23 protein-coding genes are annotated in these 22,800 nt (G+C 71.8%); 11 read left to right on the forward strand and 12 right to left on the reverse strand.

Annotation, left to right across the window (positions count from 1 at the left end; genetic code table 11):
• Positions 1 to 21: 21 nt before the first annotated feature.
• Together WFI16_RS10325 and WFI16_RS10330 are read right to left on the reverse strand one after the other, a co-directional pair.
• Positions 22 to 627, reverse strand: a complete 606-nt coding sequence (locus WFI16_RS10325) for a thiamine pyrophosphate-dependent enzyme (RefSeq protein WP_419897747.1) — start codon at positions 625 to 627, stop codon at positions 22 to 24.
• On the reverse strand, positions 624 to 1,172 hold the full coding sequence (locus WFI16_RS10330) for a thiamine pyrophosphate-binding protein (RefSeq protein ID WP_419897748.1): 549 nt from the start codon (positions 1,170 to 1,172) through the stop codon (positions 624 to 626). The genes WFI16_RS10325 and WFI16_RS10330 overlap by 4 nt, the downstream gene beginning before the upstream one ends.
• A gap of 111 nt (positions 1,173 to 1,283) precedes the next feature.
• Here WFI16_RS10330 and WFI16_RS10335 point away from each other — a divergent pair, with 111 nt between their 5' ends.
• From WFI16_RS10335 to uraD, 7 genes are all read left to right on the forward strand, one after another.
• Positions 1,284 to 2,201, forward strand: a complete 918-nt coding sequence (locus WFI16_RS10335; protein ID WP_419897749.1) for a LysR family transcriptional regulator — start codon at positions 1,284 to 1,286, stop codon at positions 2,199 to 2,201.
• A 31-nt stretch (positions 2,202 to 2,232) separates the two neighbouring features.
• Positions 2,233 to 2,967, forward strand: a complete 735-nt coding sequence (locus tag WFI16_RS10340) for a GntR family transcriptional regulator (protein ID WP_419897750.1) — start codon at positions 2,233 to 2,235, stop codon at positions 2,965 to 2,967.
• A gap of 9 nt (positions 2,968 to 2,976) precedes the next feature.
• Complete coding sequence (locus tag WFI16_RS10345) at positions 2,977 to 4,572, forward strand: ABC transporter substrate-binding protein (protein ID WP_419897751.1); 1,596 nt, start codon at positions 2,977 to 2,979, stop codon at positions 4,570 to 4,572.
• A gap of 69 nt (positions 4,573 to 4,641) precedes the next feature.
• On the forward strand, positions 4,642 to 5,652 hold the full coding sequence (locus WFI16_RS10350) for an ABC transporter permease (protein ID WP_419897752.1): 1,011 nt from the start codon (positions 4,642 to 4,644) through the stop codon (positions 5,650 to 5,652).
• On the forward strand, positions 5,649 to 6,524 hold the full coding sequence (locus WFI16_RS10355; protein ID WP_419897753.1) for an ABC transporter permease: 876 nt from the start codon (positions 5,649 to 5,651) through the stop codon (positions 6,522 to 6,524). The genes WFI16_RS10350 and WFI16_RS10355 overlap by 4 nt, the downstream gene beginning before the upstream one ends.
• Positions 6,525 to 6,537: 13 nt before the next feature.
• Complete coding sequence (locus tag WFI16_RS10360; RefSeq protein WP_419897754.1) at positions 6,538 to 8,226, forward strand: ABC transporter ATP-binding protein; 1,689 nt, start codon at positions 6,538 to 6,540, stop codon at positions 8,224 to 8,226.
• On the forward strand, positions 8,226 to 8,957 hold the full coding sequence (uraD, locus tag WFI16_RS10365) for a 2-oxo-4-hydroxy-4-carboxy-5-ureidoimidazoline decarboxylase (RefSeq protein ID WP_419897755.1): 732 nt from the start codon (positions 8,226 to 8,228) through the stop codon (positions 8,955 to 8,957). Before WFI16_RS10360 ends, uraD begins: the two co-directional genes overlap by 1 nt.
• Here the strand turns inward: uraD and WFI16_RS10370 are convergent.
• The 3 genes from WFI16_RS10370 to WFI16_RS10380 form a co-directional block, all read right to left on the reverse strand.
• Positions 8,924 to 9,784: a class I SAM-dependent methyltransferase gene (locus WFI16_RS10370; protein ID WP_419897756.1), complete on the reverse strand. Its 861-nt coding sequence runs from the start codon at positions 9,782 to 9,784 to the stop codon at positions 8,924 to 8,926. The genes uraD and WFI16_RS10370 overlap by 34 nt on opposite strands.
• A 66-nt stretch (positions 9,785 to 9,850) precedes the next feature.
• Complete coding sequence (gene hpxZ, locus WFI16_RS10375; protein WP_419897757.1) at positions 9,851 to 10,276, reverse strand: oxalurate catabolism protein HpxZ; 426 nt, start codon at positions 10,274 to 10,276, stop codon at positions 9,851 to 9,853.
• A gap of 16 nt (positions 10,277 to 10,292) precedes the next feature.
• Positions 10,293 to 11,459, reverse strand: coding sequence for an amidase (locus tag WFI16_RS10380; protein ID WP_419897758.1), 1,167 nt, complete (start codon positions 11,457 to 11,459; stop codon positions 10,293 to 10,295).
• Between the two features lie 169 nt (positions 11,460 to 11,628).
• Between WFI16_RS10380 and WFI16_RS10385 the strand changes: the two genes are divergently transcribed.
• A complete protein-coding gene (locus WFI16_RS10385) occupies positions 11,629 to 12,324 on the forward strand; it encodes an aspartate/glutamate racemase family protein (RefSeq protein WP_419897759.1) in 696 nt (231 codons plus the stop codon).
• A 27-nt stretch (positions 12,325 to 12,351) separates the two neighbouring features.
• Here the strand turns inward: WFI16_RS10385 and WFI16_RS10390 are convergent, their stop codons facing one another.
• Positions 12,352 to 13,227, reverse strand: coding sequence for a LysR family transcriptional regulator (locus WFI16_RS10390; RefSeq protein WP_419897760.1), 876 nt, complete (start codon positions 13,225 to 13,227; stop codon positions 12,352 to 12,354).
• Between the two features lie 187 nt (positions 13,228 to 13,414).
• On the opposite strand from WFI16_RS10390, the gene WFI16_RS10395 reads away from it, so the two are divergent.
• Positions 13,415 to 14,347 carry a ring-cleaving dioxygenase gene (locus WFI16_RS10395; RefSeq protein WP_419897761.1) on the forward strand — a complete coding sequence of 311 codons (933 nt, stop codon included), beginning with the start codon at positions 13,415 to 13,417 and terminating at the stop codon, positions 14,345 to 14,347.
• 36 nt (positions 14,348 to 14,383) lie between these two features.
• Here the strand turns inward: WFI16_RS10395 and WFI16_RS10400 are convergent, their stop codons facing one another.
• The 5 genes from WFI16_RS10400 to WFI16_RS10420 form a co-directional block, all read right to left on the reverse strand.
• Complete coding sequence (locus WFI16_RS10400; RefSeq protein ID WP_419897762.1) at positions 14,384 to 14,698, reverse strand: hypothetical protein; 315 nt, start codon at positions 14,696 to 14,698, stop codon at positions 14,384 to 14,386.
• A gap of 53 nt (positions 14,699 to 14,751) precedes the next feature.
• A complete protein-coding gene (locus WFI16_RS10405; protein ID WP_419897763.1) occupies positions 14,752 to 15,309 on the reverse strand; it encodes a manganese efflux pump MntP in 558 nt (185 codons plus the stop codon).
• Between the two features lie 308 nt (positions 15,310 to 15,617).
• A complete protein-coding gene (locus WFI16_RS10410; protein ID WP_419897764.1) occupies positions 15,618 to 16,118 on the reverse strand; it encodes a hypothetical protein in 501 nt (166 codons plus the stop codon).
• 73 nt (positions 16,119 to 16,191) lie between these two features.
• Positions 16,192 to 17,097 (reverse strand): ABC transporter ATP-binding protein, encoded by a 906-nt coding sequence (locus WFI16_RS10415; protein WP_419897765.1) that lies wholly within the window; start codon positions 17,095 to 17,097, stop codon positions 16,192 to 16,194.
• Positions 17,094 to 18,113 carry an ABC transporter ATP-binding protein gene (locus WFI16_RS10420; protein ID WP_419897766.1) on the reverse strand — a complete coding sequence of 340 codons (1,020 nt, stop codon included), beginning with the start codon at positions 18,111 to 18,113 and terminating at the stop codon, positions 17,094 to 17,096. Before WFI16_RS10420 ends, WFI16_RS10415 begins: the two co-directional genes overlap by 4 nt.
• 185 nt (positions 18,114 to 18,298) lie before the next feature.
• Between WFI16_RS10420 and WFI16_RS10425 the strand changes: the two genes are divergently transcribed.
• Positions 18,299 to 18,868 carry a DinB family protein gene (locus tag WFI16_RS10425; RefSeq protein ID WP_419897767.1) on the forward strand — a complete coding sequence of 190 codons (570 nt, stop codon included), beginning with the start codon at positions 18,299 to 18,301 and terminating at the stop codon, positions 18,866 to 18,868.
• 22 nt (positions 18,869 to 18,890) lie between these two features.
• On the opposite strand, the gene WFI16_RS10430 is transcribed toward WFI16_RS10425, so the two are convergent.
• Entirely contained in the window at positions 18,891 to 20,618 is a 1,728-nt protein-coding gene (locus WFI16_RS10430) for a methyl-accepting chemotaxis protein (RefSeq protein ID WP_419897782.1), read from the reverse strand.
• 262 nt (positions 20,619 to 20,880) lie between these two features.
• Between WFI16_RS10430 and WFI16_RS10435 the strand changes: the two genes are divergently transcribed.
• Positions 20,881 to 22,791 (forward strand): methyl-accepting chemotaxis protein, encoded by a 1,911-nt coding sequence (locus WFI16_RS10435; RefSeq protein WP_419897768.1) that lies wholly within the window; start codon positions 20,881 to 20,883, stop codon positions 22,789 to 22,791.
• Positions 22,792 to 22,800: the final 9 nt, after the last annotated feature.

The following is a 22,800-nucleotide window of genomic DNA, read 5'->3' on the forward strand; positions in this document are numbered from 1 at the left end:
CTTCGCGTCACCGCCATCCTGCTACACTCCGGGGCTGAGGCCCAGCGCCGCGCGGGTGCGGCCGCGCATCAGCACGGCGTCGCGCAGCGGCAGCACGCGCTCCGCCTCGGCCGGATCGACCGGGATCCGGGCGACGCAGGGCCCCTCGCCGCCGTCGCGCAGCCGCGCCGCCAGAGCGTCCAGCGCCGCCGCATCGGCCACCTCGCGCGCATCGGCGATGCCGCAGCCGCGCGCCACCGCCAGCAGGTCGGTGCGGGCCGCGCCATGCGCCGCGCCGGTATGGCTGGGCTGGCCGCCGGTCTCGCCATAGAGGCCGTTGTCCAGCACGGCGATCACCAGGTTGCGCGGCGCCTGCAGGGCGATGGTGGAGAAGCTGCCCAGGCCCATCAGCATCTCGCCATCGCCGGTCAGCACCAGCACGGGCACGTCCGGCCGGGCCAGCGCCAGGCCCAGCCCCATGACGGCCGCACCCCCCATGGCGCCCCAGAGGTAGAAATTGCGGTCGGTGTCGCCAGCCGCCGCCAGGTCATAGGTGGCCGAGCCCAGCCCGCTGATCACCACCGCCTCGCCGCGGTCCCGCAGCAACCGCGCCACCGCCGCACGACGCTCGAACTGGAAAGAACTCATTTGGAGAAGACCTTGGCGCCGATCAGGCGCTGAGAGAGCAGGACAGCGGTCGCGGTGCCGCCGGCGAAGGCCATGTTGGCGCCGGCCTGGACCACCTCGGGCACTTCCTCGGCCGAGGCCGCGCGCAGCACCTGGAGGTCCATCAGCGCCAGCGCCGCCTGGGTGGTGGAGCCCATCGGCACCTGCCAGGGGTTGAACTCGCCGAACTCGCCGCGCATGGTCACCAGGATCAGCACCGGCGTGCGGGTCAGCTTCACCAGCGACAGCATGTTGATGCAGTTGCCGACACCGCTGGACTGCATCAGCAGCACGCCGCGCTCGCCGCCCAGCGAGGCGCCGGTCAGCAGGGCCAGGCCTTCCTCCTCGGTGGTCAGGGCGATGGCCTTCATGGACGGCTCGGCCTGCACGGCGCGGATCAGCCGGGCATGGCCGCCATCGGGCACATAGGCGACCTGGCGCACATCGGCCCGCTTCAGGATGTCGAAAATGGCGTCGGGCCATGCCTCCGCCGCGCGCGCCTCCGCGCGCTCCAGAACCGCCGTCATGCTTCCCCCTCAGGCTCGAACCGTCTTGCCAGCAGTCTCCCGCAGCGGCAGCCTTCAGGAAATTCGAAAAGCGCGATAGGCGATATCGCCGATCGCGAAGGGAGAGCGCCCATGGACCTGCGGCAATTGCGCAGCTTCCTGCAGATCGCCGAGAGCGGCTCGCTCAGCAAGGCTTCCGACCGGCTGCGGCTGGCGCAGCCGGCGCTGTCGCGGCAGATCCGCCTGCTGGAGGCCGAGGTGGGGCTGGCCCTCTTCACCCGCCACGGCCGCGGCATGCAGCTGACCGAGGCCGGGCGCGCCCTGCTGGAGCGGGTCACCGGCCCGCTGCGGCAGATCGAGCGCTCGGTGGAGGAGGTCCGGGCGCTCGCCTCCGAGGTGCGCGGCCAGGTGGCGCTGGGGCTGATGCCGACCACCAGCCATGTCCTGTCCGGCCGGCTGGCGCGGCGGGTGGCGGCGGAGCTGCCGGGCGTCTCTCTCCGCATCGTCGAGGGCTATGCCGGCCACCTGGTCGAATGGCTGCAGCGCGGGCAGCTCGATGTCAGCCTGCTCTATGGCCCGGGCGACGGGCTGCACCTCCGCTGCGAGACGCTGCTGCTGGACGAGCTGGCGCTGATCGGCCCGGCCGGGGCGCTGGATGGCGCGCCAGTCAGTGTCGACAGCCTGGCCGCCCTGCCGATGGTGCTGCCCAGCCGGCCGCACGGGCTGCGCCTGCTGATCGAGACCGCGGCCTCCCGCGCCGGCGCGCCGCTGGCGGTCCGCTTCGAGGCCGACAGCTTCCGGGTCATCAAGGACCTGGTGGCGGCGGGGCTGGGGCACAGCGTGCTGCCGCCCTCCTCCATCGCGGCGGAGGAGGCGGCGCGGCAGTTCAGCATGGCCCCCCTTACCCCCCCGATCCGCCGGCAGATCCTGCTGGTGCGCCCGCCCGACCGTGCCGACACCCGCGCCACCGGCGCCGTGGTCGCGCTGCTGAAGGCCGAGGTGGCGGCGATGCTGGCGGCCGGCGACTGGGCCGGGGCGTCGCCCGCCTAGCCCTGGCATGCCCGTTGCATGGCCGGCTTGTATGCAAGCCCGCCATGCAACCCCGCTGTCGATCGACGAGCGCATCCTGCAGGCGGTGCTGGCCGGCCGCATCCGCCCCGGCACGCGGCTGGGCGAGCAGCAGCTGGCCGATCTCTTCGCCGTCTCCCGCACCCTGGTGCGCGAGGCGATGATGCGGCTGGCGGCGCGGCGCATCGTCTGCCTGGCGACGCGGCGCGGCTGGTTCGTCGCCGAGCCCTCGCTGGCGGAAGCCCGCGCCACGCTCGCCGCCCGCAGCGCCCTGGAATGCGGCATGCTGGACCAGGCGGTGCCGCCGGATGCGGCAGGCATCGCCCGCCTGCGCGCCCAGATCGCCGAGGAAGAACAGGTCATCCAGGCCGGCGATGCCGGAAGCCGTAGCCTGGCGCTGGGCAATTTCCATGTCTGCCTGGCCGAGGTGCTGGGCAATCCGGTGATCGCCGAGCTGCTGCGCGACCTGACGGCGCGCACCATGCTGATCGCCGCCCTGCACCAGTCGCCGCGCGATGCCGGCCTGTCCTCGGCCGAGCACCGGCAGATCCTCGACGCCCTGGCGCGCGGCGCCATGCGCCGGGCGGCCACCCTGATGCGCGGCCATCTGGCGCATGTGCAGACCATGCTGCGCCCGCCTGGGGCTTTGCCGAGCGACCCGCTGGCGCCGCTGCGCCAGGCGCTGGTGCCCGAATTTTCTGCGCTGCCTGCTCAGGCTTTGCGCATTCCCGATCCCGTTCCTGGATGAGAGGCTTCCATGCACCGCCGCAGCCTGCTTGCCACCGCCCTCGCCGCGCCCTTCGTCAAACCCACTCTGGCGGATGCCCAGACCGCCGCGCCCAGCCGGCGCGAGACCCTGCTGCTGGTGCAGGAATACGGGCCGAACAGCCTGGACATGCAGGGCATCGGCTCGGCCCAGCCGGTCAATGGCGTCTCGCTGAACTGCTATGACCGGCTGCTGCGCTTCAAGCCGGTGCCGCTGCCCGACGGCCAGGGCGGCACCTTCGCCATCAACGAGCTGGAGGGCGAGCTGGCCGAAAGCTGGCAGGTCGCCAGCGATGGCATGTCGGCGACCTTCAGGCTGCGCGAAACGAAGTTCCATTCCGGCCGGGCGGTGACGGCGAAGGACGTCAAGTGGTCGCTCGACCGCGCCGTCAGCATCGGCGGCTTCGCGACGACCCAGATGGCGGCGGGCTCGCTGGAAAAGGCGGAACAATTCGTCGCGGTGGATGACCGCACCTTCCGCATCGACTTCGCCCGCCGCGACAAGATGACCCTGCCCAACCTGGCGGTCACCATCCCCTTCGTCTTCGACAGCGAGCTCGCCCAGAAGAATGCCGGCGGTGATCCCTGGGCCAAGGACTGGCTGAAGAACAACGTCGCCGGCTCCGGCGCCTTCAAGGTGGAAAGCTGGAAGCCCGGCGTCGAGACCATCTATGTCCGCAACGACGACTGGACCTCGGGCAAGCTGCCGTCGCTGCGCCGGATCATCGCCCGCGACATCCCCTCGCCCAGCACCCGCCGCGCGCTGATCGAGCGCGGCGACGCCGATATCAGCTACGGCCTGCCGCCCAAGGACTTCAAGGACCTGGCCGATGGCGGCAAGGTCAAGGTGGTGGGCGTGCCGGTGCCCAACGCGCTGTGGTCCCTGGCCCTGAACGCGGCGACCGGCCCCTTCACCGATGCCCGGTTGCGCCAGGCCGTCGCCTGGGCCCTGCCTTATGAGAAGATCATGCAGGCCTCGCTCTTCGGCCGCGGCATCGCCATGTGGGGCGGCGACGGCAAGGCCACCACCGCCTGGCCGCAGCCCTACCCCTACGACACCAACATCGACAAGGCGAAGGCACTGGTCGCCCAGCTGGCGCCCGGCGGCATCACCACCAGCCTGATCTTCGACGCCGGTGCCGCCACCATCGCCGAGCCGATGGCCGTCCTCATCAAGGAAGCCCTCGCCCCCCTCGGCATCATCATCGAGCTGCAGAAGATCCCCGGCGCCAACTTCCGCGGCGAGCTCAACAAGAAGACCGCGCCGATGGCGATCAACCGCTTCGGTGGCTGGCTAGACTATCCGGACTACTACTTCTTCTGGAACTACCATTCCAACAACTCGATCTTCAACATCTCCAGCTACCAGAACAGGGAGATGGACCGCCTGGTCGATGGCGCCCGCTTTGCGGCCGATGCGGCCAGCTACGAGCGCGACGTCAAGGGCTTCATCGAGATGGCCTTCTCCGAGCTGCCCGCCCTGCCGATCTGCCAGCCGCTGCACGACGTCGCCATGCAGAAGAACATCGGCGGCTACCAGTTCTGGCCCTGCCGGGAGCCGGACTTCCGGTATCTGACGAAGGGATAAGCAAGAAAGGTCGGGGGGAGGTATCCCCCCGAATCCCCCCTCTATTTCTGCAAGAAAGCCCCAAGCACCATGCGGACCATCGCACTGAGGTTGGCGGGAGCGATCCCCGCGCTCATCGGCGTCATCCTGGCGACCTTCGTGCTGACGCGGGTGCTGCCGGGGGATACCGCCAGCTATTTCGCCGGCCCCACCGCCAGCGCCGAAAGCATCGCACAGATCCGCGCCGAGCTCGGCCTCGACCGGCCGCTGCCGGAGCAGTTCCTGCGCTACGTCACCGCGCTCTTCCGGGGCGATCTCGGCATGTCGCTGACCACCGGCCAGCCGGTGCTCAGCGACCTCGCCGCCCGCCTGCCGGCCAGCGCCGAGCTGACCCTCTCGGCGCTGCTGCTGGCCATGCTCATCGCCATCCCGCTCGGCATCCTGGCGGCGGTGAAGCAGGGCAGCCTCGCCGACCATGCCTGCCGCATCCTGGTCACCGGCGGCGTCAGCCTGCCGGTCTTCTTCACCGGCCTGCTGCTGGTCTATGTCTTCTACTTCCTGCTCGGCTGGTCGCCGGCGCCGCTCGGCCGCCTCGACGCCTTCGCCAGCGCGCCGCCCACCGTCACCGGCTTCTTCCTGGTCGACAGCCTGCTGGTCGGCGACACCGAGACCTTCCGCGCCGCCCTCGCCCAGATGGTGCTGCCGGTCTGCACCCTCTGCCTCTTCGCCCTGGCCCCGATCGCCCGCATCAGCCGCGCCAGCATGCTGGCCGTGCTCGGCGCCGATTTCGTCCGCACGGCACGCGCCAGCGGCCTGAGCCCACGCGCGGTGATCCTGACCTATGGCTTCCGCAACGCCATGCTGCCGGTGCTGACCACGCTGGGCATGGTCTTCTCCTTCCTGCTCGGCGCCAATGTGCTGGTGGAGAAGGTCTTCGCCTGGCCCGGCGTCGGGTCCTATGCGGTGGAGGCGCTGATCGCCTCGGACTTCGCCCCCGTCCAGGGCTTCGTCCTGGCCATGGCCATCCTCTATGTCCTGCTGAACCTGGCGATCGACCTGCTCTACGGCCTGGTCGACCCGCGCGCGAGGATGGCGGCATGAGCGCGACCCAGGCTTCCCCCTCTGCCTTCACGGCCTCGCTGCGCCATGCGCGCCACGTGGTCACCGGCAATGCCGTCACCGGCCTCGCCTTCGGGCTGTTCTTCCTGCTGCTGCTCTGCGCGGCCTTCGGGCCGGCGCTGGTGCCCTACGATCCGTTGGCCAGCAACACCGCGATCGCGCTGCAGCCGCCGAGCTGGGCGCATCCCTTCGGCACCGACCAGCTCGGCCGCGACATCCTCAGCCGCGTGGTCGTGGCGGCACGGCTCGACATGACGGTGGCCATCGCCTCGGTGGCGCTGGTCTTCGCCCTCGGCGGGCTGGCCGGCGTCGCCGCCGGCTTCTTCGGCGGCTGGACCGACCGCCTGGTCGGCCGCATCGCCGACACCATCATGGCCTTTCCGCTCTTCGTGCTGGCCATGGGCATCGTCGCCGCGCTGGGCAACACGGTGACCAACATCGTCATCGCCACCGCCATCGTCAATTTCCCGCTCTATGCCCGGCTGGCCCGCGCCGAGGCCGCCATCCGCCGCGAGGCCGGCTTCGTCCTCGCCGCCCGGCTGACCGGCAATTCCGAGCTGCGCATCCTGCTGACCCAGATCCTGCCGAATATCCTGCCGATCATGGCGGTGCAGGTCTCGCTGACCATGGGCTATGCCATCCTCAACGCCGCCGGTCTTTCCTTCATCGGCCTCGGCGTCCGGCCGCCGACGCCGGAATGGGGGATCATGGTGGCCGAGGGCGCCAGCTTCATCGTCTCCGGCGAATGGTGGGTGGCGCTGTTCCCCGGCCTGGCGCTGATGCTGGCGGTGTTCTGCTTCAACCTGCTGGGCGACGGTCTGCGCGACATCGTCGACCCGCAGCGGCGCAGCTGAGGGAGGACGCCCCATGTCCGCCACCACCCTGGAAAACCCGCCGCTGCTCGAGATCCGCGACCTGACCGTCGAATTCGCCACCCGCGCCGGGCCGGTGCAGGCGGTGCGCCAGATCTCCATCAGTGTCCGCAAGGGCGAGACGGTCGGCATCGTCGGCGAGAGCGGCTCCGGCAAGTCGGTCACCTCCTATGCGGTGATGCGCATCCTCGACCGCGCGGGCAAGATCGCCGAGGGCAGCATCGGCTTCTCCGGCATCGACCTCCCCGGCCTGCCGGAACGCGAGATGCGCGACCTGCGGGGGCGGGAGATCTCGATGATCTTCCAGAACCCGCGCGCCGCGCTGAACCCGATCCGCGCCGTCGGCCGGCAGATCGAGGACGTGCTGATCCGCCACGCCCAGGCCACCCGCCAGACCGCCCGCGCCCGCGCCATCGAGATGCTGGAGCAGGTCCGCATCGCCCGGCCGGAGGAGCGCTACCACGCCTATCCCTTCGAGCTGTCGGGCGGCATGTGCCAGCGCATCGTCATCGCGCTGGCGCTGGCCTGCCGGCCGCAGCTGCTGATCGCCGACGAGCCGACCACCGGCCTCGACGTGACGACGCAGAAGACGGTGATGGAGCTGGTCACCGAACTGACCCGCGCCCGCGGCATGTCGACCCTGCTGATCACCCACGACCTCGGCCTGGCCGCCGCCTATTGCGACCGCGTGGTGGTGATGGAGCGCGGCCGCGTCGTCGAGGACGCGCCAGCCCGCGATATCTTCCGGGCGCCGCAGCACCCCTATACCCACCGCCTGCTGCGTGCCACGCCGCGCCCTGGCGCCCGCCTGCCCGATCTGCTGCCGGAAGGCGAGGCGCCGCCCGTCGAGGCGCCGGACGCCACCCCGGGGCCGGTGCTGCTCGACGTCATCAACCTGGTCAAGGAATTCCCCCGCGCCGGCAGCGGCGGCCTCGGCTCCTGGCTGCGGCGCGGCCCGGCTTTGCCGCCGGCGCGGGCGGTGGACGGCATCTCCTTCCAGATCCGCCGCGGCGAGAGCGTCGGCCTGGTCGGCGAGAGCGGCTGCGGCAAGTCGACCACCTCGATGATGCTGATGCGGCTGTTGGAGCGGACCAGCGGCGCGATCCGCTTCGACGGACAGGAACTGGGAGACATCGCGCCGCGCGACTTCACCCGCTCGGCCCTGCGGCGGCGCATCCAGATGGTGTTCCAGGACCCGACCGACAGCCTGAACCCGCGCTACACCGCCGAGCGCGCCATCGCCGACCCGATCCTGCGCATGGGCGAGCTGCGCGGCGCGGCGCTGGCGGCGCGCTGCCGCGAGCTGGCGCGGCTGGTCGGCCTGCCGGAGGCGCTGCTCGGCCGCTTCCCGCACCAGCTGTCGGGCGGGCAGAAGGCGCGTGTCGGCATCGCCCGCGCCATCGCGCTGAACCCCGAGCTGGTGATCCTCGACGAGCCGACCGCGGCGCTCGACGTCTCGGTGCAGGCGGTGGTGCTGAACCTGCTGCAGGAGCTCAAGCAGCGGCTGGGGATGAGCTACCTGTTCGTCAGCCACGACCTGCATGTGGTGCAGCTGCTCTGCGACCGCGTCATCGTCATGCGCCAGGGCCGCATCGTCGAGCAGGGCCCGACCGCGCAGGTGCTGCACCAGCCCGCGGCGGCCTATACGCGGGAGCTGCTGGCCGCCGCGCCGGCGCCGCCGTGATGCTGCTGTCCGATCTGAACGCCGCCTCGGCCGAGGATTTCTGCGCCGCGCTGGACGGCGTGGTCGAGCGGGCCCCCTGGGTGGTGGCGGCGGCGGCGGCGGCGCGCCCCTTCGCCGATCCGGCGGCGCTGCAGAAGGCGCTGATGGCCGCGATGGTGGCGGCGCCGGTGGCGCAGCAGCTTGCCTTCCTCAACGCGCATGAGCCGCTGGTCGCCGGCCCGCTGCCGGCCAGCCTGACCGCGGCCTCACGGCGGGAGCAGGGCGATACCCCGCTCGGCGCCCTGGTCGAGCCCGAGGTGCTGGCCCGGCTGAACGCCGACTACCTGATGCGCTTCGGCTTTCCCTTCATCCTCTGCCTGCGGCGGCACAGCAGTGCCAATGTGCTGCGCCGCCTGGCCGCGCGGCTGCAGGCCCCGGTCGAGGGCGAACGGGAAGAGGCGCTGGCGGAAATCGGCCATGTCATCCGCCTGCGCCTGCGCGACCGGCTCGGCGGGCCGCCGCCGGCGCAGCTGGGCATCGTGCTGGACCGGCCGGCGACGCTCCGCCTGGCGCTGGAGGAGACTACGCTGCTCGAGGCCGCGCTGCCCACCGGGCGGCAGGCGCTGGCGCCGCTGCGGATGGGGCGTTGGCGGCTGTGGATCGACGGCACCCCGGCCGAGATCTGGCCAGAGCAGGCCGAGGCGGATCTCTGGCTGGATCAGCCCGGCTTGCGGGCCGTGACCACCAGGTAGTCGGAGGCGGCATAGGGATCGATATCGGCGAAGCGCAGGCCCAGGCGGATCATCGGATGCATGCGCTGCCGTGCCTGGGGGTCGCGCGCCATGGCCTTGATGTGGCGGCGGAAGCCGGGAAACACCTGGTCGCGGATCGAGCGCAGGGCGACCTCCGCGAAGCCGGCCTGCCGCAGCAGATCCCGGTAGCGGCTGGCGCCATAGACATTGGCGGGCGGCACCTGGCCGGCCCAGCGGTCGAAGTCGCCGCGCAGCCCGCCGGTGTCGAGGCGGCCGTCGCGCTCCAGCGGCACCAGGTCGATGATGGCCAGGCGCCCGCCCGGCTTCAGCAGGCGCCACGCCTCGCGGAAGAAGTCCTCGCGGGTGTCGAAATGGAAGGCGGCCTCCAGCGAGATGACGGCGTCGAAGCTGGCATCGGGCTCGTCGATGCGGGTGGCGGGGCAGAGGCGGTATTCGACGCCGGGCGCCGCATTGCTCTGCTGCGCCGTCGCGATCTGCACCGGGGTCACGTTGACGGCGAGGATGCGGCCGGTGCGGCGGCTGCGGGCGATATGGGCATCCTGGTCGCCGAAGCCGCAGCCGGCGTCGAGCACCTGGTCCCCCGGCGCGATCGCCGCGGCGTCCGCCAGCAGGTCGACCAGGGCTTCCGCCGCCTGGCGATAGTCGGTGGTGCCTTCCCAGTATCCGCAGTTGAGGTAGGTGCAGTCCTCCGCCATGCGGTTGCTGGTGCCCATGAATTCGTAGAACAGGTCGGCGCGGTTGCGTCCCCGCGCGCGCAGCAGCTGCCAGAGCAGCCCCAACCCGCCCATCGGCCTTGTCGCGTCCATCGCCCGCCTGCTTTCTGACAAAGATAGATGAGGGGTCTGGGGAGAATACCTTCTCCCCAGCCTTGCCTATTTCTTTTCCTGCATGATCGACACATGGGCCGCCACCACCTTCCAGCCTTCCGGAAAGCGGACCCAGGTCTGGCTCTGCCGCCCGCGCTGCCCCGACTGCAGCAGGACGTATTCCGTGTTGGCGACGGCGAAGTCGCGGCCGAAGCTGTTGATGACGGTGTTCTCCAGCCGCCGCGCGCGGGCCGCGTGCTCGGTGGGCGTCCGCCCGGCGCGGAAGGCGGCGATGGCGTCATGGCCGTAGAGGTTCTCGGCGACGCCGTAGCGCAGCGTCTTCGCGTCGCGCCAGAAGCTGTCGTCGAGCACGGCGACGTCGTTCTCCGCCAGGGCGCGGTCGTAGCGCTCGAAGGCGGCGCGGACCTCGGCGACGATCTCGGGGATGTTCAGCTCGGGGTTGGTCAGCTCGGAATTGGTCAGCTCGGGCATCATGGGTTCTCCAAGGTCAAAGGGCGCGGGCGATGGCCACCAGCCGGGCATCCTGGCCGGGGGCGGCGATCAGCGACAGGCCGACCGGCTTGCCCTCGGCCATCGCCAGGGGAAGGCTGATCTGCGGCACGCCGGAGAGGCCGGCGAAGGAGCAGAGCAGGCCGATGCGGTCGGCCAGGCGGTCGATCTCGGCCAGCGGCAGGCCGAGCGGCGGCGCGGTGAAGGGGGTGGTCGGGATGGCCAGCATGGCGCCGCCCTCGAGCAGCAGCCGGGCGCGGGCGCGCACCCGCTCGCGCACGCTCTGGGCCAGGGCCACCTGCGCCTCGGTCAGCGAGGCGGCGAAGGCCAGGTTGCGGGCGACGTTGAAGGCGAAGCGCGGATTGGCGGCGTCGATCCAGGGCCGGAAGGTCTGCCAGCCCTCGGCGCGCTGGACGATGTTGCGCTGGGCGCCCCAGACGGCGAGCTCGCCGGGCTCGCCCAGGGTGATGCGCTCGACGCCCTGGCCGAGCAGCGCCGCGACACGCTCCACCGCCGGGGCGAGCGCCTGCTGCACCGCCTCGTCGGCCAGGGCGAAGGCGTCGGTGGCAAGCAGCAGCGGCGCCGGCGGCACCGTTTCCGGAATCGGCTCGCCCAGCATGACGGCGGCGACGCGGGCGAAGGTGGCGGCATCTCGGGCGAACCAGCCGGTGGTGTCGAAGCTGGGCGCCTGGGTGACCATGCCAGTGACGGGGATGCGCCCATGCGTCGGGCGCAGCCCATAGAGGCCGCAGAGGCTGGCCGGCACCCGCACCGAGCCGCCGGTGTCGGTGCCGAGCGCGGTGTCGCACTCGCCCGCCGCGACCGCCGAGGCGGAGCCGCTGGAGGAGCCGCCCGGCAGGCAGCCCGGCGCCGCCGGATTGCGCGGCGTGCCGTGGAACTGGTTGAAGCCGAGGATGCCAAGCGAGACCTCGCAGGTGACGGTCTTGCCGGCCAGCGCGGCGCCGGCGTCGAGCAGGGTCTGCACCGCCCAGGCATGGCGCTGCGGCAGCGGGTGGCTGGCGGCCCAGTCGGGATTGCCGGCGCCGGTCGGCTGGCCGGCGATGTCGAACAGGTCCTTGGCGGCGAAGCGCAGCCCGGCGAGCGGACCGTCGGCGGCACCGGGCAGGGTGAGCCGGGGGCCCGGAATGAAAGCATCGTCGCGCATGGCCTGGCCCTCGCCGTCTGGTGAAGCCGCCAGCTTGCCGGCCGCGGCGCGCCCTGCAAACCCTCGAATGCCGCCCGGCGGCAGAGCCCCCGCAGCGGACCGGCCTGCCGGGGCTTGCGCCCTTGCCCCGCCTGGACCTTGATGCGGCAGGTCCAGCGGGAGAAGACGCGTGAAGGTGATCGGGCTGCTCGGGGGGATGAGCTGGGAAAGCTCCGCCGAATACTATCGGATCATCAACCAGACGGTGCGCGAGCGGCTGGGCGGGCTGCATTCGGCCGAATGCCTGATGTGGTCCTTCGACTTCGCCCGAATCGAGGCGCTGCAGCATGCCGGGCAATGGGAGGCGGCGACCGCCGAGCTGGTCGCCGCGGCGCGGCGCCTGGAACGGGGCGGCGCCGATTTCCTGCTGATCTGCACCAATACCATGCACCGGATGGCGGACGAGGTGCAGGCGGCGGTCAGCCTGCCGCTGCTGCATATCGCCGACCCGACCGCGGAGAAGATCAAGGCGGCCGGCTTCCGCACGGTCGGCCTGCTCGGCACCGCCTTCACCATGGAGCAGGCCTTCTACCGCGGCCGGCTGGAAGACCGGCACGGGCTGGCGGTGCTGGTCCCCGACGACGCGCAGCGCGCCGAGGTGCATCGCGTGATCTATGAGGAGCTGGTCCAGGGCAAGGTCGTCGACCGCTCGCGCGCGGCCTATCGCGCGGTCATCGCCGCCCTGGTCGCGCGCGGCGCCGAGGCGATCATCCTGGGCTGCACCGAGATCATGCTGCTGGTCGGTCCCGAGGACAGTGCCGTGCCGCTGTTCGACACCACGGCGATCCATGCCGAGGCGGCGGTGGACAAGGCGCTGGAAGCCTAGGCGCGCCATGGCACTCCCCGGCGCGCGCTAGCCCTCGATCAGCCCCTTCAGCCCGGCGATCTCGCCCGCGCAGAAATCCAGGAACAGCCGGATGCGGGGCGCCTGGCGCAGGTCGGGATGGGTCAGCAGCCAGAGGTCGCTGGCGAGCCCGGGCTCCGGCGGCGCCAGGCGGTGCAGCGCCGGGCGCGCCTCGCCGAGGAAGCAGGGCAGATGCGCGATGCCGATCCCGGCCTCGGCGGCGGCGGCCAGGGCCAGGACGCTGTCCAGCCGGGCGGCGATGCGGCCGGCGGGCACATGGCGGCGGAGGAAGCCGGCGGCGGGCAGGCCAGCGAGCGGGTCCCCCGGCGCCAGCCAGGGCGCCGTGGCCTCCGCCAGCCCCGCCACACCGTAGAGCGCCCAGGCGATGCGGCCGGCGCGGCGGCCGACCAGGGTCTCCGGCGGCGCCTCGCTGGCGCGGATGGCGACGTCGGCGTCGCGCCGCGACAGGTTGGCCGCTGCATTGCCGGTGACAATGTCGAGCCGCACGCCCGGATGGGCGGCGCGGAACCGGGCAAAAACTGGCAGCAGCAGCCCGTGCAGCAGCGCGTCGCTGGTGGCCAGCCGGATCTCGCCCGAGGCCGCCACCGCCTGGCCGGCCAGCTGCCGGGTCAGCTCGGTGATCTCGCTTTGCATGCGGGCGGCCAGCGCCACCACCGCCTCCCCCGCCGCCGTCGCGGCATAGCCGGTGCGGTGGCGCTCGAAGAGCGGGGTGCCGAGCAGCGCCTCGATCTGGCCGAGGCGGCGGAAGACGGTGGAATGGGCGACGCCGAGGCGTGCCGCCGCGGCCGGCAGGCCCTGCGCCTCGGCGATCGCCAGGATCAGGCGGAAATCATCCCATTCCAGGGTGTTGAGGGCGTCGGGCATCCGGTTCCGGACAGGCGGGGGCGGCCATTCTGCGCCGTTCTTCCACGCAATGCCATGCTGCAGATTGCAAGATCATGATTGCAGCGGCGCAATCGGTTGCCGCTGGATTCCGGGCCCCGGACGGGCGATCTCTGGCCTTGACGGAGGGCGCTGGCCTTCCCCAAACCCTGAACGGAGGCCACGAGCCATGTCGCAGTTCGGCATCCACCACGTCACCGCCATCTCCGGCGAAGCCCGCCGCAACGTCGATTTCTACACCCGCATCCTGGGCCTGCGCCTGGTGAAGAAGACGGTGAATTTCGACGATCCCGGCGCCTGGCACCTGTATTACGGCGACGAGGCCGGCACCCCCGGCACCATCCTGACCTTCTTCCCCTGGGCGCAGGCGGCCGAGGGCCGGCTCGGCGCCGGCGAGCTGCAGGAGACGGTGTTCCGCGTGCCGCAGGCCTCGGTCGGCTTCTGGACGCATCGCCTGACCGCCGCCGGCGTCGCCGAGCTCACCCGCAGCGAGCGCTTCGGCGAGACGGTGCTGAGCTTCCGCGACCCGGACGGCATGCGCCTCGCTCTGCTGGGCATGGCCGGCATCGAGAATGAGCCCGGCTGGGCGAGTTCGGAAATCCCGGCCGAGCACGCCCTGCGCGGCTTCCACAGCGTCAGCCTGATACTGGAGGATTCCGCCGCGACGGGGGCCATCCTCTCCGATGTGCTGGGCTTCGCCGAGGCGGCGCGCGAGGGCAATGTGACGCGCTTCCAGGCGCCGGGCACAGCGATCGGCGGCATCGTCGACCTGCGCGCCGTCGGCGGCTTCCTGCGCGGCCGAACGGGGCGCGGCTCGGTGCATCACCTGGCCTTCCGCGCCGCCGATGACGCGGCGGAGGCCGAGATGGTGCGCAAGCTGGCGGCCAATCACGGCATCGCCACCACCGAGCAGAAGGACCGCAACTACTTCCGCTCGGTCTATTTCCGCGAGCCCGGCCATGTGCTGTTCGAGATCGCCACCGACGCCCCCGGCTTCGCGGTGGACGAGCCGGCCGAGCGCCTCGGCCAGACGCTGAAGCTGCCGCATTTCCTGGAGCCGCAGCGTGCCGAGATCGAAAGCCACCTGCCGGCGCTGTCGTAAGCCGTCACCCGGGGGGAGCACCCTCCCCCCGGGGCCTCAGCGGCCGAAACCGGCGAAGACCTGGCGGTCCTTGTTCTCGCGCATCAGCATCGAGAAGCTCGGGATCTTCTCGAAGCCGAGGCCGGTCGGCGGGCCGCCTTCCTCGTCCGGCTCGATCTTGCCATAGGCGGCGCCGGCGACCTTCTCCCATTTGCCGGCGGGCTTCTTCACCTCGACATTGACCACCGTCGCCTTCATCACCAGGCGGACGATCGCTTCCTTCGGCGCCGAGGGCTTGGTCAGGCTGAGAAAGCCGCCCTGCATCGTCCAGCCATTCGCCGTCGCCCAGGCCGTCAGGGCCTCCTGGTCCATCATCCTCGCCTCTCCTCTGCTGCCCCTGGTCTAGCCGGTCGGGCAGGCCGCTGTCAGGCGGAGAGATGCTCGACGAGGATCGTCACGCCGAGGATGATCAGCGCCACGCCGCCCAGCATCTCGGCATAGCGGCCGAAGCGGCGGCCGAGCAGGCGGCCGGCCAGCATGCCGCCGGTGGCCAGGCAGAAGGTGGCGAAGCCGATGGCGGCGGCGATCACCCAGATGTTCACCTCCAGGAAGGCCAGCGAGACGCCGACGGCCATGGCGTCCAGGCTGGTGCCGACCGCCGTCGCCAGCAGCATCCAGAAGGAGCGGCCGGCGGGTTCCTCGGCCTCGTCGCGGCGGAAGGCCTCCAGCAGCATGCGGCCGCCGACCAGGGCGAGCAGGCCGAAGGCGATCCAATGGTCGATGCTGCGGATCGTGCCGGCGGCGAGCACGCCGGCGCCCCAGCCGATGACGGGGGTGATGGCCTCGACGCTGCCGAAGACCAGGCCGGTGCGCATGGCGTCGCCGAGGCGGCCGCGCCCGGCGGTGGCGCCGCGGCCGAGCGCGGCGGCGAAGGCATCGACCGACATGCTGAGCGCCAGGACGGCGATGGCGATGGGGGACATGTTCTCGATCTCACGCGGGCAGGTCACGGAGACGGGCTGCGAGAGGCCCAGGCCCCGCATCCGTCCCGGTCTTGCCAGATCGCCGCGCGAGACGGACGACACGCCGGGCCACGCGCCAGCCGGCGCGAGCATGTTGACCCGGTTCCGCCTCGGTGGCGGTGGCTACTCCCCGATCGCCGCCTCCTATCGCGCCGCGCCGGGCCGCGCAAGGTTTTTTCAAGAAAAACAGATACTTGTAGCCTTCCCTCGGTTATCGACCCGGGGCTACATCGTGGTGCCTTGCGTCCCGCCTGTGGCCTGGGCCGCGCTCAGTGCAGGCAGGCCGAGGAGGTCGTCGCCGTCCAGGCGAATTGCGCGCGGAAGGCGTGGCGGCGCAGCGCCGCCGAGGCGCGCGGCATGCGGTGCCCGGCGGCATTCAGCCAGGCGATCAGCTGGCCGATCCAGGCGGCGCCCTGCCCGGCCTCCTCCGGCGCCATCATCCGGGTCAGCAGCACGGTCGCATCCGCGTCGCGCCCTTCCTGCTGCAGCGCCAGCACGTCGAGCAGGTCGAACTCGTCACCGCTGACCGCCGGGTGGCAGACGCAGTTGACGTCGAGCATGCGGGTGGCGCCGTTGTTCAGCGTGGTCATGAAGCCGGTCAGGCATTGCGCGGCCTCGGGCGCGCCCAGCTCGTCATACAGGGCCTGGATCTCGGCGGCGACGGCGATGCCGCGCGACAGGCCGAGCGCCCAGGCGCGCATCGACCAGAGCAGCGCCCCTTCCAGCTCGGGCAAGGCGTCGAGGCGCTGGGGGAATTCGATCACCGACATGATGGCTTCCTGCTGCTGTGCGGGCGGGCGCGGGGAGAGGCCGGACGGGACGCCGCCCCGTCCGGCGCCGGCCTCAGGCGGCCAGCACCCAATGGCCGGGCGCCACCTCGGCGAGCTGGGCCTCGGGCGGCGGCGGCACCGGCTCGTAGGGCAGGCGGCGGCGCTGCAGCTCGCGATCCGGGTCCGGGATCGGCGCAGCCGAGAGCAGCGCCTGGGTGTAGCGGTGCTGCGGATGCGCGAAGACCTGGTCGGTCGGCCCCATCTCGACGATGCGGCCGCGCAGCATGACGGCGACGCGGTGGCAGAGGTAGCGCACCATGCCGAGGTCATGGGCGATGAACAGATAGGCCATGCCCATCTGCTCCTGCAGGTCGAGGAAGAGGTTGATGATCTGCGCCTGGATCGAGACGTCGAGCGCGGTGATCGGCTCATCCGCCACGATCAGCTTCGGGCTGAGGGCCACGGCGCGGGCGATGCCGATGCGCTGGCGCTGGCCGCCGGAGAACTGGTGCGGGAAGCGGTCCATGAAGCGCGGATCGAGCCCGACCCGGCGGAACAGCTCGGCCACCGCGTCGCGCCGCTCCGCCGCGCTGCCGACCACGCCATGGACGGAGAGCGGCTCGCCGACGCTCTCGCCCACCCGCATGCGCGGGTTCAGCGAGGAATAGGGATCCTGGAAGACCACCTGCAGCTTCCGGCGGACCGGGGCGAGGCCGCCGCCGCGCAGCCCGGTGATCTCCTGGCCCTCGAAGAAGATGCGGCCCTCGGTCGGCTCGTCGAGCCGCAGCACCAGCCGGCCCGTGGTGCTCTTGCCGGAGCCGGATTCGCCGACCAGGCCGAGCGTCTCGCCGGGCGCGATCTCGAAGGAGACGTCGTTGACCGCGCGCAGCTTCGCCGTGGCGCGGCCGAACAGGTCCTTGCGGGTGACGAAGTCGCGGGTCAGCCCCTCGACGCGGAGCAGTGGCGTGGCGGCGCTCATGCGGCCTTCTCCCGGGTGGCGCGGAGGTCGTACCAGGCGGCGACGAGATGACCGGGCGCGCCGCCCGGCGCCTGCTGCAGCGGCGGCGCCTCGACATGGCAGCGCTCGGTGGCATGCGGGTTGCGCGGCGCGAAGGGGTCGCCCGCCTGCGGGCGGGCCATGTCGGGCGGCTGGCCGGGGATCTGGCTCAGCCGCGGGCGGCGGCCTTGCGCATCGACGACGACCGGCGCGTCATGGTCGGGCAGCGAGCGCAGCAGCCCGTCGGTATAGGCGCTGCGGGTGTCGTGGAACACGGCGCGCGTCGGGCCGCGCTCCATGATGCGGCCGCCATACATGACCTGCACGGTGTCGGCGATGCCGGCGACCACGCCCATGTCATGGGTGATCCAGATCATCGCCATGCCGAGCTTCTTCTTCAGGTCGCGCATCAGGTCCAGCACCTGGGCCTGCACGGTGACGTCGAGTGCCGTCGTCGGTTCGTCGGCGATCAGCAGCTTCGGCTCGCAGGCGATGCCGATGGCGATCATCACCCGCTGGCGCATGCCGCCCGAGAATTCATGCGGATACTGGTTCACCCGCTTGTGCGGGTCGGGGATGCCGACCAGGTCGAGCAGCTCGATGGCGCGCTGCTTCGCTGCCGAGCGGCCCATCTTGCGGTGGCAGACCAGCGCCTCGGTGATCTGCGTGCGCACCGTCAGCACCGGGTTCAGCGAGGTCATCGGATCCTGGAAGATCATGCCGATCTCGTTGCCGCGGATGTCGCGCAGCTCGCCCTCGGACATCGCCAGCAGGTCGCGGCCGTTGAAGCGGGCGCTGCCGCGGACGATGCGGCCCGGCGGCCTGGGGATCAGGCCGAGCATGGAGAGGACATGCACGCTCTTGCCCGAGCCGCTCTCCCCCACCACGCCCAGCGTCTCGCCGGGCTCCAGGGCGTAGCTGACGCCGTTCACGGCGTGGATGGCGCCGTCGGCGGTGTCGAAGCGGACGGCCAGGTCATTCACCTCGAGCAGGGGCATCGGCGGCTCCGGGTCTGGGTCTTCATGAGAATGATTCTTATTATCGTATTCTCCGCCGCACAAGCCCGCGCGTCACATCGGCGTCAGGGTGGCGGCCCTCCCCGCCGCCCCGGCCGCCCTCGGCTGGGCAGCCGCCGCCGCCCGGTGCAGGATCGCGCCCTGCCCCTGCCACCGAGGAACCCGCCATGCCGGATGTCCTGCTGCCCTTCCGCAGCCTGGCCTACAACAATGCCTGGGCGAACCACCGGCTGCTGGCCGCCTGCGCCGGGCTCGCCCCGGGCGAGCTGGAAGCGCCGCGCACCGGCTTCTTCCCCAGCCTGCGCGCCACGCTGAACCACATCCTGATCGTCGACTGGTTCTATGTGGACGCGCTGGAGGGCGGCTCGCTCGGCCCCGCCGCCTGGGCGGAGCGCGAGCCCTGCCGTGACATCGCCAGCCTGCGCGCCGCCCAGGAGGCGGTCGACCGCCGGCTGCTGGCGGTGGTGGAGGCCCTGGCGCCGGCCGATCTCGACGGCATCGTCCGCGTGCATCGCGGCAGCCGCATCCAGGCCGAGCGGCGCGACCGGCTGCTGCTGCATCTCTTCGAGCACCAGATCCACCATCGCGGCCAGGCGCATGCCATGCTGAGCGGCAGCAGCGTCGCCCCGCCGCAGCTCGACGAATTCTTCCCGGAAGCCGAGGCGCCGCTGCGGGCCGGCGAGTTCGCCGCGCTCGGCTGGACCGAAGCGCAGATCTGGGCGGCGCCCCGGGCGTGACCCCGCCGCCCCCTCCTGGCGGCTAGAAGAGGTCGATGACATTCTCCCGGGCGCCGACCCTGGCCCGGGTCTTCATCAGCTCGACCGCGCTCTCGGCATCGCTGGTCTCGAGGACGGCGACGCCATCGACGATGTTTTGCAGCCGCTGCCGCACGACATCCTGGAACTGCACCTCGGCCATCGCCGCCGTCATGAAATCGGCCAGGTTCTGGCTGAGGTTCTCCATGCTGACCAGGATCTGCTTCTGGTGGCGGGTGAGGCCCTCATAGCCGATGCCCAGCGCGTGCAACTGCCCGCCCAGCTCGTCCAGCAGGCGGCGCTCGCCCGCCGAGCCTGATTCGGCCTGCGTCGCCAGCAGACGCGCCCGGATATTCGCCTGGAAGCTGTCCAGCCCGGTCTCGATGCGGTCGACGGCGTGCTTCGTCTCCCGCGCCAGGGTGCGCACCTCGGCGGCCACCACGGCGAAGCCGCGGCCCGCCTCGCCGGCCCGCGCCGCCTCGATGGTGGCGTTCAGGGCGAGGATATTGGTGGTGGCGACGATCTTGCTGATCGACTCGACGGAATCCTGCAGCAGCTGGGCATCCTCGGCGATGCGCTGGAAGCACTGCCGGTCGGCCTCGGTGGCGTCGGAACGCTCCTGCAGATAGGCATGCAGGCTCTGGATGAAGCCCTCGTTGCGCGAGACGCTCTCGCCCGAGGCCCGGAGCAGCGAGGCGGATTCCGCGTCGGAATGATGCACCAGGGTGCGGAACTCCTGCACCAGCGCTTCGACCTGCCGCAGCCGGTCCATGATCATGTAGGCGGCGCCTTCGGTTTCCTCGATGGCGGAGCAGAGCTGGTCCCGCGTGTATTCGCAGAGCTCCGGCAGCCAGGCGGCGCAGCGATCGGCGCCTCCCCGCGCGCCACCCCGCTGCGCGGCGAGGTCGAGCCGCGCCCGCATGACGTCGCCCGGCCGGCAGAGGCTGCCCGCGAAGCCTTCCTGGCGCAGGATGCCGCGCCAGACCGCCTCGTCCTCCTCGACCTCGGCCAGCCGCTGCCGGTCCGGCGCGAGGCCCGTGGCGCCGGCCTCCCGGCCCGCCGCCGGCGGCGCGGATCGCCCGGCCTGCCAGGCCCAGGCCGCCGCGCCGGCGCTGGCCGTGGCCAGGCCGGCGAGCACCGCCCATCCCCCCGCCGGGCCTGCCGCGCCGGCGGCCGCCATCATCGCCGCGCCCAGCAGCGCAGCGCCACCCAGGTTGCGGAGCGCGACGGCGGCCCGCCACCGGGGTGACATGCGCGGCGCGCCGACCCGCCGCTCCATCTCCTCGACGGCGAGCCGGGCGAGGTGCTGGAGCTGGCTCCGCTCCTCCTCGCCGAAGCCGGCGCGGGGCTGGAAGCCGAGCAGGCAGAAGGACCCCAGGCAGGTGCCATCCGGCGCGAGCAGGGGCGCCTCGGCGCAGAAGCGGACATGCGGCTCGCCCACGACCATCGGATGGCTGCGCAGCCGCGCATCCTGGCTGGCATCCAGGACCACCCAGACGCCCTGATGGCCGGGCGGCGCGCCCAGCGCGGACGCGCGCGGCATCTCGGTGGCGGCAAGCCCCACGCGGCTCTTGAACCAGAGCCGCTGGGCATCGAGCAGGGCGATCAGCGCCACGGGCACGTCGAACATGGAGGAGGCCAGCCGGGTCAGGCGGTCGAAGGCGGGCTCCGGCGGGGTGTCGAGAAGGCCGTAGCCGCGAAGCCGCCGAAGCCGGCGCCGCTCGTCTGTCATGCTCACGCGATCCACTCCACAGGCCAGGCCGGGCAAGGTGACGGCCGCCGGCCGGCCATCATCGGGGGCGGTGATGCAAGGATTCGTGAATGCCGGGCGTGGGCGCCGCCGCCGGCCAGGGCGGGCAGGCCGCGACGCCGGCGGCCCTGAAACGGTCCGTCAACCGGTCACCCTGTAAGGCTGGAGCCGTTCAACCTTCGGCAGGTCAGCCCCCATGGCCCTGGTTAAGTCTTTTGACGTCCGCTCCGAAACGGCGCGGACCGTGCCCGAGGGGCCCAGCGCCCTGACCGGGCGCGACGGACGGCCGGCGGGCGGGTCCGTGCGGCGGCCGCCGCCGCCGCCGCGGAAACAGGCGCGCGGCCCGGGCAAGCAGCAGAAGGCGGCGGAGCGCGTGGCGGCGGCGACGACCGAGGTGGCCAGCGGCATCGCCGAGGCGGGATCGGCGGTCGAGGAACTGCGCCGCTCGATGGGGCAGATCGCCAGCGGCGCCGAGGAGGCGTCGAGCGCCGCCGAGGAATCGATGCGCGCCGTCACCCGAATCACCGCCAACATCGCCCGGCAGCGCGAGAATGCCGAGGCCTCCGGCACCAAGTCGGCGGCGCTGCAGACCCTGGTCAGCGGCGTGACGGCGCAGATCAGCGCCACCATCCTGAGCATCGGCCGCGCGGCGCAGCGCCAGACCACCTCGGTGACCATGGTGGAGGAGCTGGAGAAGCAGGCCGCCAATATCGGCGAGATCGTCAAGGCGGTGGCGCGCATCGCCGACCAGACCAACCTGCTGGCGCTCAACGCGGCGATCGAGGCGGCGCGCGCCGGCCAGCACGGCAAGGGCTTCGCCGTGGTGGCCGACGAGGTGCGCAACCTGGCCGAGACCAGCGAGAAGAGCGCGCGCGACATCCAGGAGCTCATCGGCCAGATCCAGAAGGAGGTGAAGGTGATCGCCGAGGGCATCAATGCCTCGGCGGCCGCGGCCACCCAGGAGGCGGAGAAGGGCCAGATCGTCACCAACCAGCTGGAGCAGCTGCGGCTGGACATGGTCGAGGTGCTGCAGGGCGCGCGGGAGATCCTGGCGGCGGCCGAGCAGTCCAGCGAGGCGGCCCGGGAAGCCCAGAAGGGGGCCGAGGCGATCGCCGCCGCCGCCGAGGAGCAGTCGGCCGCCTGCCAGGAGGCGATGCGCACGGTCGACCAGCAGACCTCCGCCCTGTCGCAGAGCGAGCAGGCCTCGGCGGAACTCTCCGAAATGGCGGAGGAGCTGCGCAGCAGCAGCGACATCGAGAAGAGCGCCGAGGAAATGGCGGCGGCCTCCGAGGAGCTCTCCGCCGCCGTCGAGGAGATCAACCGCGCCGCCTCGCAGATCATGGCGGCGATCGACCAGATCAGCCGGGGCGCGCAGCAGCAGGCCGCGGCGACCCAGCAATCGGCCGCCGCCATCACCCAGATCGAGCGCGGCGCGACGATCGCCAGCAACCGAGCGACCGAGGCCCGCGACAAGGGGCAGGCCATGGCGGCGGCGCTGCGCGAGAACCGGGTGACGGTCGACCAGATCATCACCGGCGTGCAGCGCTCCGTCGAGGAGAACGCCCGCTCGCGCGAGCAGATCAATGCGCTGGAACAGGTGGCGCGCCGCATCGACAAGATCGTCGATTCGATCTCGACCGTGTCAATCCAGACCAACATGCTGGCGGTGAACGGCTCGATCGAGGCGGCGCGCGCCGGCGAATTCGGCAAGGGCTTCATGGTGGTCTCCACCGACATCCGCAACCTGGCGCGCGACAGCTCGGAGAATGCGGAGCGGATCAAGGATCTGGTGAAGGCGGTCCAGGACCAGATCGTGGCGGTGCGGCGCGATCTCGACGAGATCGCCGCCGCCGCGACCGCCGAGGTCGAGAAGAACAAGGCCATCATGAGCAATCTCGGCGCGATGGAGGCCGAGATGGGCCTGATCCTTGGCAGCAGCCGCGACATCGCTTCCGGCGCCGCGGAAATCCTCAATGCCCTAGGCGAGGCCAAGAAGGGCATGGAGCAGATCTCCGCGGCGGCGCACCAGGCCTCGCAGGCCTCCGGCGAGGCCGCCCAGGCTGCCCGCCAGCAGTCCAAGGGGGCGGAGGAGCTGGCCGCGGCCGTCGAGGAGATCACCGCCCTGGCAGAGGATCTGCAGAGCCACGAAGCCTGAGCCGGCCAT

It is taken from the genome of Roseomonas sp. USHLN139, assembly GCF_037145735.1.
Lineage (GTDB): Bacteria > Pseudomonadota > Alphaproteobacteria > Acetobacterales > Acetobacteraceae > Pseudoroseomonas.

What these genes read in the sequence shown, in the direction of transcription:
- WFI16_RS10325 (WP_419897747.1), bottom strand. Translation starts at nt 627, where the DNA reads ATGAGTTCTTTCCAGTTCGAGCGTCGTGCGGCGGTGGCGCGGTTGCTG.
- WFI16_RS10360 (WP_419897754.1), top strand. Translation starts at nt 6,538, where the DNA reads ATGTCCGCCACCACCCTGGAAAACCCGCCGCTGCTCGAGATCCGCGAC.
- WFI16_RS10350 (WP_419897752.1), top strand. Translation starts at nt 4,642, where the DNA reads ATGCGGACCATCGCACTGAGGTTGGCGGGAGCGATCCCCGCGCTCATC.
- WFI16_RS10335 (WP_419897749.1), top strand. Translation starts at nt 1,284, where the DNA reads ATGGACCTGCGGCAATTGCGCAGCTTCCTGCAGATCGCCGAGAGCGGC.
- WFI16_RS10355 (WP_419897753.1), top strand. Translation starts at nt 5,649, where the DNA reads ATGAGCGCGACCCAGGCTTCCCCCTCTGCCTTCACGGCCTCGCTGCGC.
- WFI16_RS10330 (WP_419897748.1), bottom strand. Translation starts at nt 1,172, where the DNA reads ATGACGGCGGTTCTGGAGCGCGCGGAGGCGCGCGCGGCGGAGGCATGG.
- WFI16_RS10395 (WP_419897761.1), top strand. Translation starts at nt 13,415, where the DNA reads ATGTCGCAGTTCGGCATCCACCACGTCACCGCCATCTCCGGCGAAGCC.
- WFI16_RS10400 (WP_419897762.1), bottom strand. Translation starts at nt 14,698, where the DNA reads ATGGACCAGGAGGCCCTGACGGCCTGGGCGACGGCGAATGGCTGGACG.
- WFI16_RS10420 (WP_419897766.1), bottom strand. Translation starts at nt 18,113, where the DNA reads ATGCCCCTGCTCGAGGTGAATGACCTGGCCGTCCGCTTCGACACCGCC.
- WFI16_RS10340 (WP_419897750.1), top strand. Translation starts at nt 2,233, where the DNA reads ATGCAAGCCCGCCATGCAACCCCGCTGTCGATCGACGAGCGCATCCTG.
- WFI16_RS10430 (WP_419897782.1), bottom strand. Translation starts at nt 20,618, where the DNA reads ATGACAGACGAGCGGCGCCGGCTTCGGCGGCTTCGCGGCTACGGCCTT.
- WFI16_RS10410 (WP_419897764.1), bottom strand. Translation starts at nt 16,118, where the DNA reads ATGTCGGTGATCGAATTCCCCCAGCGCCTCGACGCCTTGCCCGAGCTG.
- WFI16_RS10405 (WP_419897763.1), bottom strand. Translation starts at nt 15,309, where the DNA reads ATGTCCCCCATCGCCATCGCCGTCCTGGCGCTCAGCATGTCGGTCGAT.
- WFI16_RS10380 (WP_419897758.1), bottom strand. Translation starts at nt 11,459, where the DNA reads ATGCGCGACGATGCTTTCATTCCGGGCCCCCGGCTCACCCTGCCCGGT.
- WFI16_RS10390 (WP_419897760.1), bottom strand. Translation starts at nt 13,227, where the DNA reads ATGCCCGACGCCCTCAACACCCTGGAATGGGATGATTTCCGCCTGATC.
- WFI16_RS10415 (WP_419897765.1), bottom strand. Translation starts at nt 17,097, where the DNA reads ATGAGCGCCGCCACGCCACTGCTCCGCGTCGAGGGGCTGACCCGCGAC.
- hpxZ (WP_419897757.1), bottom strand. Translation starts at nt 10,276, where the DNA reads ATGCCCGAGCTGACCAATTCCGAGCTGACCAACCCCGAGCTGAACATC.
- WFI16_RS10425 (WP_419897767.1), top strand. Translation starts at nt 18,299, where the DNA reads ATGCCGGATGTCCTGCTGCCCTTCCGCAGCCTGGCCTACAACAATGCC.
- WFI16_RS10345 (WP_419897751.1), top strand. Translation starts at nt 2,977, where the DNA reads ATGCACCGCCGCAGCCTGCTTGCCACCGCCCTCGCCGCGCCCTTCGTC.
- WFI16_RS10370 (WP_419897756.1), bottom strand. Translation starts at nt 9,784, where the DNA reads ATGGACGCGACAAGGCCGATGGGCGGGTTGGGGCTGCTCTGGCAGCTG.
- uraD (WP_419897755.1), top strand. Translation starts at nt 8,226, where the DNA reads ATGCTGCTGTCCGATCTGAACGCCGCCTCGGCCGAGGATTTCTGCGCC.